Here is a 14553-nt window from a genome sequence, read left to right on the forward strand (position 1 = left end):
CCGCTTCGGCCTCCGTGTCCTACGCGGATGACGGTTTTATTGCACGTAATCTTCGAGGACTTCATCATGGGACGACGGCTGCAGGCGATTGCAGCGGAGGGGGTAAAAGTGCAGAGGGCGACGCTTCGTGAGGTTGCAGTGATGGCGGGTGTCCATCCGGCGACCGCGTCGCGCGCCCTCAACGAGCAGACCGTGAGCCTGGTCAACGCGGAGACAGCCGCCAGGATCAAGAAGATCGCGGCCGAGATGGGCTACTCACCCAATCCGATTGCGCGCAGTCTCAAAACATCTCGTTCGGCGACCATCGGACTGGTGATCCCGGACCTGACCAATCCGCTCTTCCCGCCGATCGTGCGCGGGGTGGAGGATGTGCTGCGCTCGGTCGGCTACAGCGCCTGGATCGTCAACACCGACAACCGGCCCGACGTGGAGAAGGCCGCGGTCGATTCGTTCCGGCAGCGCAACGTCGAGGGATTCGTGTTCGCCACCGCCCATCTCAAGCACCCGCTGCTCGACGAGCTCGCGGCGGCATCCACACCGATGGTGCTCGTCAACCGCCGCAGTGCATCGGCCGACATTCCGTCGGTCACCTCGGACGACGCAGCCGGGGTGGCGATGGCGATGCAGCACCTCGTCGAGCTGGGTCACACCAAGATCGTGCATCTCGCCGGTCCTCAGGATCTGTCGACCGGCGTGAACCGGCGCCGCGCATTCATGTCCAACCTGGAGGACCTGCACCTGCCGTCCGAAAAGGGTCGCTCGGTCATCTGCGAGGAATGGAGCGAGGAGGCGGGCGCGAAAGCCATGCGGGCGCTCCTGGATTCCGGCCCGGAGTTCACCGCCGTGCTGGCCGGCAACGACCTGCTCGCCCTCGGCGTGTACGACGCGCTGTCCGAGCGGGGCCTTCGCTGCCCACACGACGTGAGCGTCGTCGGGTTCAACGACATGCCGTTCATGGACAAGGTGTCGCCGCCCATGACGAGCGTGCGTATTCCGCAGTACGACATCGGGGCCGAGGCCGCCCGGTTGCTCCTGGAAGTCCTCAACGATCCCGACCGGCATCCGCGATCCCTGCTGCTGCCGCTGACGCTGTCGGTGCGGTCGTCGACCGGCCCCGTACCCGAGAGCTGATCCCCGGGGGCCACCGCACCGCACCGTACCGCGCCGGCGAAGGCCGGACGGTCAACGCCGAGAGCGCACGGCGAGCACCCCGGCGGCGATGAGCAGCGCGGCATACAGGCACAGGTACATGTTGACCTGGACGTCCTCCAGCGGATGGTCGTTCGGGAACAGGTAGAAGCCGACCCGCGGGTCCTTCAGGCGGGGATACCAGTGCGGCCACGCCCCGAGTGTGACGAACAGCGCGGCCGGGACCAGCCACCAGCGCCACGACCGCAGCGCACGGTCGACCAGCCACACGAACAGCGGCACCACCCACACGAAGTGATGTGTCCACGAAAACGGCGACACCACAGCTGCCGACAGGCCGACCAGCGTCACCGACAGCAGACGCTCACCACTGCGGTACAACCGCACCGCAACCCAAAGGCTGACCGCCGCAACCGCTGCCGCGATCATCAGCCAGAGCCAGACGGGTGGTTCGCCGCCGATGAGCCGGGCCATCGCGCCGCGCAGAGATTGGTTCGACGGATGCCCCAGCCGCTCGCCGACGCGTTCGGAGTCGACGAAGGTGCCCGTCCAGTACCGTCGCGAATCATCAGGCAGCAGAAGCCATCCCAGGCCGACGGTGGATGCCAGCGATGCGACGGCAACCGCGGCCGTGCGCCACTGCCGCAGCGCGAGGAAGTACAGGACGAAATAGGCGGGCGTGAGTTTGATGCCCGCCGCGATGCCGGTGCCGATACCAGCCAGACGACTGCGCCGGATGCCCACCGCGTCCGAGAGGACGAGCAGCATAAGGACGAGATTGATCTGTCCGAAGAACAACGACGTGCGGACCGGCTCAAGGAACACACACCCCAGCGCGATCAGCACCGAGACGCCTGCCACCCGCCTGTCCGGGCGGTAGCCGAGCAACCGCCAGCTCTGGACGACCACCGCGGTCAGCACCACGAGGTTGACCGCCATCCAGTAATGCCGGTCGGCCACGATCGGCAGCATGTCGAGCGGGACGAACACGACCGCGGAGAACGGTGTGTAGGTGTAAAAGAGCTTCTGGTCGACCGGCGTCTCGTACAGCGGCAGCCCGGACAGCACATGCCAGGCGCCCTTGCGATACACGTCGAGGTCGACGCCGCCGTCGAACAGACCCCAGTTCGCGGTGGGGTTGATCGTGGTCAACGCAAGCACCACCGACAACGTCGCCCACGCGACCAGGATCGCGAGCGCAGGCCTGCTCACGGCCAATCAGCGGAAGCGAATGTTCAGGGACGCGAGCCCGAAGATCTTCTTGCCGCCCGACTTGGCTCCGATCAGGACGACACCGGAGCGGGTCTCGGGGTCCAGCGACTTGATCTTGCCGCTGTACTCGATGTCCGCGCCCTCCTTGGCCGACACGATGGCCGGCTGCGAGAGCCGGATCGTGTACCGGGTGACGGCGCCGGGGTCACCCGACCACGCCGATGCGAAGCCGGCTCCCAGACCCATGGTGAGCATGCCGTGGGCGATCACGTCGGGCAGCCCGGCCAGCTTCGCGATGTCCTCGTCCCAGTGGATCGGGTTCGCGTCGCCCGCCACGCCCGCGTAGTTCACCAGGTCACCGCGGGACAGCCTGGTGTGGTGGACGGCCAGCTCGTCGCCGACCTTCACCTCGTCGAACGACCGGCTCCCCGGAGTGCGTGTCACGCCGCCCTCGGAGATGCGGGTCTCGCCCTCGGGGCGCACGGTCTTCTGGTACTCGGCGTCGGATCCCCCGATGTCCAGGATGTTCATGTCGTGCATCATCGCGTTCTGGACGGCGATCTTGACGCCGGCATCGATGTCGTCCGCGGTCACGCCGACGACGGTGGTGTGCAGCGTGTGCACGCGCTCACCACCGGTGTCGGTGAAGGTGTTGGTGACGGTGATGAAGTCCCTGCCCGCGGTCCGCCGGACCGAGGTCAGCTCGACGTCGATGAGCAGCTCGTCGCCGGCGACGATCGGGCGGTGCTGCTCGAAGACCTCCTCGGTCTGCAGATACGTGTCGTAACCGACCACGATCTCTTCGAACATGCGCCGGTTGCACTGCATGCCCGGCGCAGAGGTGAACGTCAGCGGCGCGACGACGTCCGGGTAACCGAGCTCCGCGGCGGCGGCGACATCCCAGTGCGCGGGGTGGTAATCCTGCACGGCGCGCGCGTATTCGCGCACCTTCTCCCGGCCGACGAGGTAGGTGCCGTCCATCTGGTAGTAGTGGCCGACCCGTGCTTCGAGCGGTGAGGCGTCTGCTGGTGCAGTCATGAACCAGCACAGTACGGGCCGAAGCCCGCGCGCCGAAAACTACTCGACGATGAAGACGGGGATCTGCCTGTCCGTCTTGGTCTGGTACTCGGCGTACGGCGGATACGCGGCGACGGCGAGTTCCCACCAGTGGGCCCGCTCGTCGCCCTCTATTTCGCGTGCGACGCCTTCGATGACCTTGTCACCGTCCTGGACGGTCACCGCCGGGTTCGCTTTGACGTTGAAGTACCAGCTGGGATGCTTGGGGTCACCGCCCTTGGACGCGACCATCGCATAGCGCCCGTTCTCCTCGACACGCATCAGGGGCACGTAGCGCTTCTTGCCCGACTGTGCGCCCGTGGTGGTGAACAGGACGATCGGCCGGTCGAGAACCTCGACCCCGTCGGTCGTGCCTTGTTCGAGGATGCGCTGGGTCTGTTCGCGGACCCAATCGGTGGGACTCAGTTCTGCTTGCTCGCTCATCATTCCTCCAACTCGACGTTGCCTCCAACGTCATCGCGGCGTCGCCCTATTCCAGTGCACGTCCAACAGCCGGTCGAGAATGCGCACTTCCCTCTTACTTACCCACGAAGGGTTGGCCTGCTGCGGCGATCTGAACAGCTCCAGCGTCGCGAGCTCCGGAACGGTCGACAGCTCCGCTGCGGTCAGCGGCGCCCCGAACAGCGGAATCTCCACGGGAACATGCAGTCGGCCGTCCTCACGCGTGGCGACCCCGGTGATAATGCCCGCGCCCCAGAATCCCCGGCGCCGGTGGGCCGACACCCAGAACAGGGCACGCTGACCGGGCTGCATGAGACCGCTCCGGTAGTTGTCGGCGACGCACCAGGATCGCTTCGCCTCGCCGGCGGCGACCATCGGCGCCAGCGGTGTTTTCTGGGGGTTGCACTTGATCACCCAGGCGCCCAAATTCTCGTGCGTCACGCTGCGTCCAGCCGTCACGAGCAAGCCTCTCCTTACCTGAGCCAGTTTGCTGACGAATGCAGACGACCCAACTATGCTGTCCTACGCGGTCAATCCGCCTTAGCGGACGGGACACGGAGGGGTTGAGGGGTCCTGTGCTGACGGAAGACGCTCCCGGGGAGGGCAGCGTAGCCGACGATCGGCAGGTGGTCCTGGTCGTCGACGATGACGCACGACTGCGCGACCTGCTGTGCACCGTGCTGACACCGTTGAACTGCGAGATCGCCCAGGCCGCATCCGGCGAAGAAGCGCTCACCGCCCTGTTGCAGCGCAAGGTCGCCGTCATCGTGCTCGACATCAACATGCCCGGCATGGACGGCTTCGAAACGGCGCAGCTCATCCGCGACGTCGAAGAGCTGGCCTCCACGCCGATCATCTTCCTCACGGGGCAGGCCGAGGCTGGCGACCTGGGCCGCGGCTATGACCTCGGTGCCGTGGATTTCCTGATGAAGCCCGTGTCGCGGCAGGTGTTCCTGGCCAAGGTCAAGGCTCTGCTCGAGCTCGATCGGTCGTTTGCTCGGCTGCGCGCGGCGGCAGCCAAGCTCCACGAGGAGCAGCTGATGGCCGCTCGTGCCGCGGAGATCCGGCAGCGCGAAGAGCTCGCGTTCACGCGGCGACGGGAGAAGCTGGGCAACGTCTTCACCGCCGCCAGCATCGACCTGCCGTCGTTGGAGAGAACGATCGTCGCCGAGCTCAGCCAGATGTTCGACGCGGAATGCGTGCTGCGGGTGCCCACCGCCGACAACGGATTTCACGAGTCGTTCTCGCACGAGGGCTCCGGCGAGGCATCCGACCTGCTGCAGGCATTGCTTGCCGAACCGCTCGCCGACCTCGCGCCGGGCCCTCAACCGCAGGACGCCGTCATGGTCGAGCAGTTGACGGCCCGGGGCCAGCTCGTGGGCGTCGTCTGCGTTGGCCGGGCGGGCGGGCCGGCGTTCACCGAGGCCGAAGGCGCCCTGTTCCGCGGGGCATCGGTGGGAGCCGCGCTGGCCATCTCCAACGCCTCGCTGTACCGGGTCCAGGCCGAGTACGCCGCCGTCATGCAGGCCACCGGTGACGCCATCCTGGCCGTCGACATGTCGGGGGCCATCCGCAGCTGCAACAAGGCCGCCACTGCTCTGTTCAGCGCGGATCGCGACGCCCTGATGGGCAAGTCCATCGTGGACCTGGCCGTCGCACAGGACAGGGAACGGTTGAAGGAGCAGCTCGACACCACCATGGCGACGCGCCAGGAGGTCTCGCTGGAGATGACGCTCGCCGGCCGCGACGACCACCCCGTCGACGTGATGATCACGCTGTCGCCGATCGGCGATGCCGGCGATCTGCATGTGGCCGTCGTGGTCCATGACCTCACGGAGATCAAACGCGCCCAGACCGAGATCAGGCACCTCGCCAGCCACGACCCGCTCACCGACCTCGCCAACCGGCGACAGCTCAACGACAGGCTCGCCGTTCTCTCCGGCCAGCGGGACACCGGCTCGAAACTCACCGCGCTGCTGTACATGGACGTCAACCAGTTCAAGGGCGTCAACGACACCTACGGCCACGACACGGGTGACGAACTGCTCCTGGAGGTGGCGACCCGGTTGCGCTCCGCGGTGGATGACGACACGCTGGTGTGCCGGGTCGGCGGCGACGAGTTCATCGTCGTGTTCGAAGACGTGGCCTCGGTGGATGCTGCAGTGGCAGAGGGGAATCGGATCCTGGACCGGGTGCAGGCACGACCCGTCGCGTGCAGGAACGTGACGCTGTACCCGTCGCTGAGCATGGGCATCGCGTGTCTCGGCGTGACCGCCCACAGCCCCGAGGAACTGCTGACGCAGGCCGACATGGCCATGTTCGAGGCGAAGAAGAACCGGCTCGATGTCTGTGTCCCCTACACCGACCAGATCGGGTCGCGGCAGGAGGGGAAGGCCTACCTGCGCGCCGAGGTCGTCGACGCCATCGCACGCTCGGATTTCCGCATGGTGTACCAGCCGATCGTGAACTCCGCGACGGGCGCGCTGTTCGGTCTCGAGGCCCTGATCCGGTGGCGCGCCGGGGGCAGGGAGATCCCCGCAGCCGAAATCATTGCGCTGGCCGAGGATTCAGGGCAGGCGGGTGCGCTGGGGCGTTGGATCTTGGCCCGCAGCTTCGAAGATTACGTCGCCCTAGGCAGGCCCGATCTCAGGTTGCACGTGAACGTGTCCCCGGACCAGGTGCTCGACGAGGGCTTCCTCGAGCACCTGATCAGCGTGCAGCAGGACACGAAAGTCGCTCCCGGCAGCGTCTGCCTCGAACTCACCGAGCGGGCGTTCACCCGGGACCCCGCCCCTGCTCACAAGGCGTTACGCGGGGCCCGTGACTACGGCTTCAGTTTGGCGATGGACGATTTCGGGGTCGAGCACGCCAGCATGACCAACCTGATGCACGTTCCCGTCGATTGGCTCAAGATCGACCGCTCCTTCGTCGCGAGGGTCGAGGACGACGAGCGAGTCCAGCGGCTCGTGCGCGGCCAGATCGCGGTGGCGGCGTACATGCAGGCCGACCTGATCGCCGAGGGCGTCGAGTCACTACAGCAGGCAGAATGGCTCAGAGATGCGGGCTGCGTTCTGCAGCAAGGGTTTCTGTACTCCCATCCGATCGAGACGACCGAGCTGGCCACCTACATCGACAGCCGGACGGCGGTCGGGGCCGACCAGGGCGCCAACGAAAACTAGGCGGATATGAAGCTCACCACCCGACTGGCCATCGTCTGTGGATCAGCGCTGCTGGCGATCATCCTGGCGAATGCGCTGTATACGGTTCAGATCAACCGGATCTCCGTACTCTATGAACAACGCGCCGCGGCGAGAAACGCCCAGGCCACCGCCATCGACGTCGGCCGGGACCTGCAAACTTTCCTGGCCACCTACGGCGAGTTGCTGTTCACCGAGGACCCGGCCCGGCGTAGGGACCTCACCGATGAGTTGAACGGCCTGGAAAGCTCGATGGAAACCGAGCTGCGATCGCAGGCCGGGGAGGACCCCGACCCGAACCGTCGGCTGCAGTACCAGCAGGCGTTGACCACGTGGTCGAGCATGGTGTCGGGCTATCGCAGCGAGATCCAGAACCTCGAGGGAACGCGGAACATCTCGGCGTCCGAGCGCGCGTCCGAGGCGCAGGCAGCGGTACTGGAGAACCAGCTTCAGCAGATCGAACAGGAAACCGAAAGGGCGGTCAACGACGCGAATGCGCGGGCCGCAAGTGCCATCCAGTTCACCAAGAACAGCCTGTGGCTCCTCTCGAGTGCGATCGTGCTGGTGCTCGGCGTACTGCTCTGGTTCACCAGTCGCAACATCGTCCGCACGGTGACTTCGGCGGCACGGCAGAACGAGAAAGCGCGCCTATCCAAGGAGACGCAGGCCGCGCTGATGACCGAGGTGCAGGGCGTCGACGACCTGACGGCGGCCTGCGGGATCATCGTGTCGCGCACCGCAGAAGCCGTCGGAGCCAAGCACGGTGCGCTGTACGTGCAACAGCCCGGTGACGACGTCGGCCGATACGCGCTGACGGCGTCGTACGCGTTCCACCGCCGCAAAGACCTGCCCACCTCGTACGCGCTGGGCGACGGTTTGGTCGGTCAGTGCGCGCTGGAGGGTAACCGGATCGAGGTGACCGGCGCACCCAGCGATTACGTCGAGATCGTCTCGGGCCTCGGAAAGACGGGGCCGGTGTCGCTGATCCTGGTTCCGATCAAGTTCGAGTCCGATGTCCTCGGCGTGCTGGAGCTCGCAAGCCTGCGGCTGTTCACCGAGGAGGACATCGAACTCCTCGATGCCATCGCGCTGGGCGTCGGGGTGGCGATCAGCGCGATCGAGTCGGCGCAGAAGACCCGTGAGCTGCTGCGGGTTTCGCAAGCACAGACCGAGGAGCTGCAGACGCAGGAGGAGGAGTTGCGCGCGGCCAACGAGCAACTCACGCAGCGCGAGGACATGCTGTCGGCGCAGAACGCGGAACTGGAGGAGACCACCGAGGAGCTTCGCGCGCAGCGTGAGGAGCTCAAGGCGAGTTCGGAAAGGCTTGAGGCGCAGTCACGCTCGCTGGAGCAGAAGAACGACGAATTGCAACGCATCAGCAGTTCGCTCGAGGTCAAGGCCGAGGAACTCGCCGTGTCCTCCCGCTACAAGTCGGACTTCCTCGCGAACATGTCGCACGAACTGCGGACCCCGCTCAACAGCATCCTGATCCTCGCCGGGCTGCTCACCGAGTCCGAGGACCTCGACGCCAAACAACTGGAATTCGCCGAGACCATTCAGCAGTCGGGAAAGGACCTGCTGAACCTCATCGACGAGGTGCTGGATCTGGCGAAGGTCGAATCCGGATCGCTCTACACCGAGATGGAACCGATCAGCGTCGCCGAGCTGGTGACCTTCCTGGAGCGCACGTTCCGCCCCATCGCACTCAACAAGGGCGTCGAATTCGTGGTCGACGTGCAGGACACGGCGGCCCGCGACTTCACCAGCGACTACACGCGGGTCAAGCAGATCGCCAAGAACCTGGTGGCCAACGCGATCAAGTTCACCGATCAGGGTTCGGTGACCGTCACGTTCTCGGGAGCGGCTGACACGCAGGGCAACCCGGGCCAGGGATATCTGGCCATGGCCGTCGCCGACACCGGGATCGGAATCGACGAGAAGGATCACAACCTCATCTTCGAGTCCTTCCAGCAGGCGGGCCGCGGCTCGGCCAGGCAGTACGGCGGGACGGGCCTCGGGCTGGCGATCAGCCGCGAACTCGCGCGCCACCTCGGAGGCGACATCGCGCTCCGCAGCGCACTCGGCCAGGGTTCGACATTCACCTGCTACCTGCCCGTCGGATCCGCTACAGAAGCCACCGCCGCCGCGGCGCCGGCGCCTCCGGCGCCGACCAAAACATCTGCGCCGCAGGCGGTGTCAGAGCCGGTATCCGCCGAACAGGATTCGGCGGCCCGGCTCGACGACGTCGACATCTCGGCGGTGGGCTGGCCGCAAGGATCCAAGCCGGTGCTGCTCATCGTGGAGGACGACCCCACCTTCGCGGGAATGCTCGCCGAACTCGCCGGCGAAGCCGGTTTTGATTCTGTCATCACGGCCAGCGGCCGAACGGCGTTGGCGCTGGCCAAGGAACGGCAGCCGGCCGCCATCACACTGGACATCGGGCTGCCGGACATGGCGGGCTGGGTGGTGCTCGACGTACTCAAACACGATCTCGCCACCCGTCACATCCCGGTGAACGTCGTCTCGGGAGCCAACGACGACGGCCGCGGCCGCCGGATGGGGGCCATTCAGACGCTGGCCAAACCGGCCGATGTCTCCGAGCTGCGTTCGATGTTCACCTCGACCGCGGACTTCCTGAAACCGGGACCGCGCAATGTGCTGGTCGCCGAGGACGACGCGAATCAACGTCAGGTCGTCAAGCACATGATCGAAAGCGACGACATCGCGATCACCACCGTCGCCACCGGTGAGCAGGTTCTTGCCGAGTTGTCGGGTCCGACGTCCTATGACTGCCTGGTCCTGGACCTGGGGCTGCCCGACATCGACGGCATCGACCTCATCGAGCAGATCAAGGAGCAGCTCAAGCAGAAGAGTCTGCCCGTGATCGTGCACACCGGCCGGGAGCTGACCTCGGCGGAAACCGAACGCCTGGAAGCGTTGGCGGCCGCGATCGTATTGAAGAACGCGAAATCGCCTGAGCGGCTCCTGGACGAGACCGCCTTGTTCCTGCATCGGGTGGCCACGGAGATGCCGGATTCGGCGCGCGAAATCCTGTCCAACCCGCGACGTATGGACGAGTCGCTGGAGGGCAATACGGTCCTGCTCGTCGACGACGACGTCCGCAATGTGTTCTCCCTCGGCAGTGCGCTGAAGCGCTACGGCATCACCGTGGTGCCGGCCAGCAACGGGCAGGCCGGCCTCGACAGCCTGGCCGAACATCCCGAGGTGGGGCTGGTTCTGATGGACATCATGATGCCCGTCATGGATGGCTACGAGGCGATGCGGAGAATTCGTGCGGATCCGCGCTGGCGCAACCTGCCGATCGTCGCACTCACTGCGAAAGCCATGAAGGGCGACCGGCAAAAATGCCTCGATGCGGGGGCGTCGGACTATGTCACCAAGCCGGTGGACATGGATCAGCTGACGTCGGTGTTGCGCGTGTGGCTCACGGGACGTCCACGCCCACAACGTGATCCAGCAGAAACCTGACGGGAATGGTCGCTGAGCAGTCTGAGGCGCCCCGATCCCGAGAGCTCACCCTGATCGAGGCGGATGCGTTCTTCTACACCGTCTTCGAGCATCTGGGCTACGACTTCCGGCACTACACCGATGCCTCCCGGAACCGGCGGTTGATGGCCTTCGTCAACAAGCACCGCTTCGCGTCGATTTCCGAGGCGCAGGGCCATGTGCTGCGGGACCCGAACCTGCTGGCCGACTTTCTGTCGACGATGACAGTCAACGTCACCGAGATGTTCCGGGATCCGATGGTGTTCAGCAAGATTCGCTCCGAGCTGCTGCCACGGCTGGCGACCTACCCGCGGATCCGCATCTGGGTCGCGGGTTGCGCGACGGGGGAGGAGGCCTATTCGATCGCGATCCTGCTGGACGAGGCGGGTCTGCTCAATCGGGCCACCATCTTCGCGACGGACATCGACAACGATTCCCTGCGCACCGCGACCTCGGCGATCTATCCCGCGGACGGCATGATCCAGGCAACACGCAATTATCAGGCCAGCGGCGGCGAAAGACCCTTCTCCGACTGGTACATCGCCAGATACGACCGGTGCATCCTCAGCCCTGAGTTGCGCTCGCGCATCGAGTTCTTCTCCCACAACCTGGCCACCGACAGCACTTTCGGCGAGTTCAACCTGATCCTGTGCCGCAACGTCTTCATCTATTTCGAAGAGACGCTCCAGCGCCGGGTCGAGCTGATGTTCCGCGAAAGTCTGGCCCCCTTCGGCAATCTCGTGATAGGCCCCCGCGAGCGCCTGACCACCGACGGCCGGTCGTGGTTCACAGCAGTGGACCGGCGGCTGGGCATTCACGTCAAGGGCCGGAGCTAGTGTGGCAGGCCCTGACCTGATCGTCATCGGGGGCAGCGCCGGCGGGTTGAAGGCGATGAAGGGCATCCTGGAGACGCTGGACGTCCGCGGCAGCGCGGTGTGTGTCGTGCTGCATCGGCCGCCGGAGTACTCCCCGCTGGCGGAGGTCCTGCAGACCTATACGAGTCTTGCGGTCAGCGAGCCCGCCGACAGCCCGTGGGAGTGTGCGCCGGGGACGGTGACGGTGGCGCCCGGCGGCTACCACCTCCTCGTGGGGCACAGCCGCATCCTCTCCGAGGAGCCCCACTCCCCGATCACGCCGTACGAGGCCGTTCCCGGTGTGCGCGCACATCTGACGCTGGACGGACCCGTCGCCTACTCGAGGCCGTCGATCGACGTCGCTTTCCTCAGCGCCGCTGACTTCGGGGAGTCGGTCGTCGCCGTCCTGCTGTCCTGCGCGAACGAAGACGGCGCGGCCGGCTGCGCGGCCGTGAAGGCGGCGGGTGGCCGCGTCGTGCTCCAGGATCCGGCCAGCTGCGAGGCCCCCGTCGCGGTCGAGGCGGCCCTGCGCGCGGCGGCGCCGGATCACGTCGCCGATCCCGTCGGCATCGGCACATGGCTCACCGAGGTCGCACGAGGGTAGGCGCGAACTGGCATTCGGTGCGAAGCCGCACTAAGTTCCGGTAGGTGTTTTCCTCAGCTGCGGGAGCAGTCGCACGGTGGTTCGCCCCAGTTCTGACGGTCGCGGCGGTCGTCGCGGGCATCGGCGTCGCCGCCGAACCCGGCCCCGCACCCGCGGTGCGCTTGGCCGCGGACGCGAACCCGCTGGTCGGGCGACCGTTCTACGTCAATCCCCAGTCCAAGGGGATGCGCGCGCTGCAGGGCAACCCCGACCCGCTGCTGGCGGAGGTCGTGAACACGCCGACGGCCTACTGGATGGACCACCTGTCCACGCCCGCGGTGGACGCGAAGTACATCCAGACCGCGCAGGCGGCCGGCACCATGCCGATCCTCGCGCTGTACGGCATTCCCAACCGTGACTGCGGGAGCTTCGCGGCAGGCGGGTTCGGGTCGGCCGACTCGTACCGCGCCTGGATCGACGGCGTCGCCGCCGCGATCGGCGGAGGCCCCGCGGCGGTGATTCTGGAGCCCGATGCCCTGGCCATGGCCGACTGCCTGTCGCCCGGCCAGCAGCAGGAGCGCTTCGAACTCATCGGCTACGCCGTGGACGCGCTGACCCGCAATCCCGGCACGGCCGTGTACGTCGACGGCGGTCACGCCCGATGGGTGCCCGCCGACGTCATGGCGGCCCGCCTCAACCAGGTGGGTGTGGCCAAGGCCCGCGGGTTCAGCCTCAACACCGCGAACTTCTTCACCACCCAGGAATCGGTCGGCTACGGGGCGGCCGTCTCGGGTATGACGGGCGGCAAGCCGTTCGTCATCGACACCTCCCGCAACGGCGCCGGACCGGTCGAGGGCGACGACCTCTACTGGTGCAATCCGAGCGGCCGGGCACTCGGCGCGCGGCCGACGACCGACACCGGGAACCCCCAGGTCGACGCGTTCCTGTGGGTGAAGCGTCCGGGCGAGTCCGACGGTTCCTGCCGCGGGGCCCCGAGTGCGGGCACCTTCGTCAGCCAGTACGCCATCGACCTGGCGCGCAACGCCGGTTGGTGACGGCGGGGCTCACCCGTCGTCTCCGTCATCCCGGCCGCGCGATCTGCGCAGCGCGCGCCCGCGGGCGATGTCCTCTTCGGCTTTGATCCGATTCTTCTCCGCGACACGGCTGTCGCGTGGGGGCAACTGCAGGTCGCGTTCGGCGGCGATTCCCGCCTGAAGCTGCCGTCCTCGTTCGAGCTCGGCGTCCAGTTCGGCGCCGAACAGCAGTGCGACGTTGGTGAGCCACAGCCACAGCAGGAACACGATGACCCCTGCCAGGGCGCCGTAGGTCTTGTTGTAGCTACCGAAATTGCTCACGTAGAACCCGAACCCGACGGACGCGAGAATCCAGACCAGGATCGCCACGCCCGCCCCGATGCTGATCCAGCGGAACTTCGGCTGCCGCACGTTCGGCGACGAGTGGTAGAGGACGGCGACCGCAGCGATGACGAAGACGAGCACCACCGGCCAGCGCGCAATGCTCCACACCTGCTGGGCCTGCTCGCCGAGACCGATGACGTCCCCGACCGCATCGGCGATCGGCCCGCTGACTGCGAGCATCAGCGCCACCAGAGCGGCCGCGACGAGGCCGACGAAGGTCAGGAGCAGCTGCAGGGGCCGCAGCTTCCAGATCGGGCGGCCCTCCTCGACTTCGTAGATGCGGTTCATCGCGCGCCCGAAGGCGCCGATGTACCCGGACGCCGACCACAGCGCGCCCGCGATACCCGCGGCGAGCGCGAAGCCCGCCGACGGGGCTTCCACCAGCTGTTGGATGGGTGCGCGCAGAGTGTCCACGGCTGACGACGGGCCGAGGTCCTCGACGATCTGCAGCACCGCGTCGGTGGTGCGTTGCCCCTGCCCGAAGACACCGAGGAGCGATACCACGACCACGAGTGCCGGGAACAGCGACAGAACGGCGTAGTAGGTCAGCGCCGCGGCCAGATCTGTGCACTGGTCGGTGCTGAACTCGCGCGCGGTCTTGCGCAGCACGTACATCACGGACGGTTTGCTGAGGTCCGCGGGCGAATCGGGCTTGGCCGGATCCTCGGGATCCGGTGCGTTCCTGGTGTCCGCATTGGCGTCGGGTTCGGGAGGATCGGGTGGACCGGACGGGCTCCCGGCGGCCGCCGGCTCGGCTGGGCGCTGTTGCTGCGTAGATCGGCCCAGCATCACCCCGGCGGTCAGGGCGCCCAGCGGTACCAGCCATCGCGCAGCACGGTTCATGGTGACGAACATGCCCGGCGCGAGGTGGGCTAAACCGTGGTGACCGTAGGCTGGCGGCGTGTTGTTCTTCTTCGGCTACGGGACCAAGCAGAAGCAGATGGGGCTCGGCCAGGTCAGGGCCTGCGGGCGTTGCCACAACACGTCGCAGTGGATCCGCCTTCGGGAGTTCAAACAGTTCACGGTGTTCTTCATCCCGGTCGCGCGGTGGAAGCGACGCAATCTCGAAGTCTGCGGGATCTGCGGCGCCGCCGTTGCGGTGTGAGCGTCCTTCA

At 66.7% G+C, this 14553-nt stretch carries 12 protein-coding genes; 7 read left to right on the forward strand and 5 right to left on the reverse strand.

All coding sequences use genetic code 11. The annotated features are described in order from the left end of the window. Nucleotides 1-27 precede the first annotated feature (27 nt). Complete coding sequence (locus tag ACAG24_RS00830) at nucleotides 28-1131, forward strand: LacI family DNA-binding transcriptional regulator (RefSeq protein ID WP_370470805.1); 1104 nt, start codon at nucleotides 28-30, stop codon at nucleotides 1129-1131. A 51-nt stretch (nucleotides 1132-1182) separates the two neighbouring features. On the opposite strand, the gene ACAG24_RS00835 is transcribed toward ACAG24_RS00830, so the two are convergent. Genes ACAG24_RS00835 through ACAG24_RS00850 form a run of 4 tightly spaced genes read right to left on the reverse strand, consistent with a single transcriptional unit; the run spans nucleotide 1183 to nucleotide 4338 of the window. Then, nucleotides 1183-2361, reverse strand: a complete 1179-nt coding sequence (locus ACAG24_RS00835) for a glycosyltransferase 87 family protein (RefSeq protein WP_370470806.1) — start codon at nucleotides 2359-2361, stop codon at nucleotides 1183-1185. A 6-nt stretch (nucleotides 2362-2367) separates the two neighbouring features. Next, nucleotides 2368-3399, reverse strand: a complete 1032-nt coding sequence (locus ACAG24_RS00840; protein ID WP_370470807.1) for a fused (3R)-hydroxyacyl-ACP dehydratase subunits HadA/HadB — start codon at nucleotides 3397-3399, stop codon at nucleotides 2368-2370. 39 nt (nucleotides 3400-3438) lie between these two features. Beyond that, entirely contained in the window at nucleotides 3439-3861 is a 423-nt protein-coding gene (locus ACAG24_RS00845; protein WP_370470808.1) for a nitroreductase family deazaflavin-dependent oxidoreductase, read from the reverse strand. A 30-nt stretch (nucleotides 3862-3891) separates the two neighbouring features. Beyond that, the gene (locus ACAG24_RS00850) at nucleotides 3892-4338 is read right to left on the reverse strand and encodes a hypothetical protein (protein WP_370470809.1); all 447 of its coding nucleotides are present in this window, start codon (nucleotides 4336-4338) and stop codon (nucleotides 3892-3894) included. 116 nt (nucleotides 4339-4454) lie between these two features. Between ACAG24_RS00850 and ACAG24_RS00855 the strand changes: the two genes are divergently transcribed. The 5 genes from ACAG24_RS00855 to ACAG24_RS00875 are packed head-to-tail and all read left to right on the forward strand — an operon-like array spanning nucleotide 4455 to nucleotide 13075. After that, nucleotides 4455-7058, forward strand: coding sequence for a two-component system response regulator (locus ACAG24_RS00855; RefSeq protein WP_370470810.1), 2604 nt, complete (start codon nucleotides 4455-4457; stop codon nucleotides 7056-7058). A gap of 6 nt (nucleotides 7059-7064) precedes the next feature. Then, nucleotides 7065-10565 carry a response regulator gene (locus ACAG24_RS00860; protein WP_370470811.1) on the forward strand — a complete coding sequence of 1167 codons (3501 nt, stop codon included), beginning with the start codon at nucleotides 7065-7067 and terminating at the stop codon, nucleotides 10563-10565. A 5-nt stretch (nucleotides 10566-10570) separates the two neighbouring features. Beyond that, the gene (locus tag ACAG24_RS00865; protein WP_370470812.1) at nucleotides 10571-11419 is read left to right on the forward strand and encodes a CheR family methyltransferase; all 849 of its coding nucleotides are present in this window, start codon (nucleotides 10571-10573) and stop codon (nucleotides 11417-11419) included. 1 nt (nucleotide 11420) lies between these two features. Continuing rightward, nucleotides 11421-12041, forward strand: a complete 621-nt coding sequence (locus ACAG24_RS00870) for a chemotaxis protein CheB (RefSeq protein WP_370470813.1) — start codon at nucleotides 11421-11423, stop codon at nucleotides 12039-12041. A 44-nt stretch (nucleotides 12042-12085) separates the two neighbouring features. Beyond that, entirely contained in the window at nucleotides 12086-13075 is a 990-nt protein-coding gene (locus ACAG24_RS00875; protein WP_370470814.1) for a glycoside hydrolase family 6 protein, read from the forward strand. Nucleotides 13076-13084: 9 nt separating this feature from the next. Here the strand turns inward: ACAG24_RS00875 and ACAG24_RS00880 are convergent, their stop codons facing one another. After that, complete coding sequence (locus ACAG24_RS00880) at nucleotides 13085-14281, reverse strand: YihY/virulence factor BrkB family protein (protein ID WP_370470815.1); 1197 nt, start codon at nucleotides 14279-14281, stop codon at nucleotides 13085-13087. A gap of 58 nt (nucleotides 14282-14339) precedes the next feature. Here ACAG24_RS00880 and ACAG24_RS00885 point away from each other — a divergent pair, with 58 nt between their 5' ends. Further along, nucleotides 14340-14543, forward strand: coding sequence for a zinc ribbon domain-containing protein (locus ACAG24_RS00885; RefSeq protein ID WP_370470816.1), 204 nt, complete (start codon nucleotides 14340-14342; stop codon nucleotides 14541-14543). The last annotated feature ends 10 nt before the right edge of the window (nucleotides 14544-14553 follow it).

It is taken from the genome of Mycobacterium bulgaricum, from assembly GCF_041287165.2.
GTDB classification, from domain to species: Bacteria; Actinomycetota; Actinomycetes; order Mycobacteriales; family Mycobacteriaceae; genus Mycobacterium; species Mycobacterium bulgaricum.

What these genes read in the sequence shown, in the direction of transcription:
- ACAG24_RS00880 (WP_370470815.1), bottom strand. Translation starts at nt 14,281, where the DNA reads ATGAACCGTGCTGCGCGATGGCTGGTACCGCTGGGCGCCCTGACCGCC.
- ACAG24_RS00865 (WP_370470812.1), top strand. Translation starts at nt 10,571, where the DNA reads ATGGTCGCTGAGCAGTCTGAGGCGCCCCGATCCCGAGAGCTCACCCTG.
- ACAG24_RS00845 (WP_370470808.1), bottom strand. Translation starts at nt 3,861, where the DNA reads ATGAGCGAGCAAGCAGAACTGAGTCCCACCGATTGGGTCCGCGAACAG.
- ACAG24_RS00860 (WP_370470811.1), top strand. Translation starts at nt 7,065, where the DNA reads ATGAAGCTCACCACCCGACTGGCCATCGTCTGTGGATCAGCGCTGCTG.
- ACAG24_RS00830 (WP_370470805.1), top strand. Translation starts at nt 28, where the DNA reads ATGACGGTTTTATTGCACGTAATCTTCGAGGACTTCATCATGGGACGA.
- ACAG24_RS00840 (WP_370470807.1), bottom strand. Translation starts at nt 3,399, where the DNA reads ATGACTGCACCAGCAGACGCCTCACCGCTCGAAGCACGGGTCGGCCAC.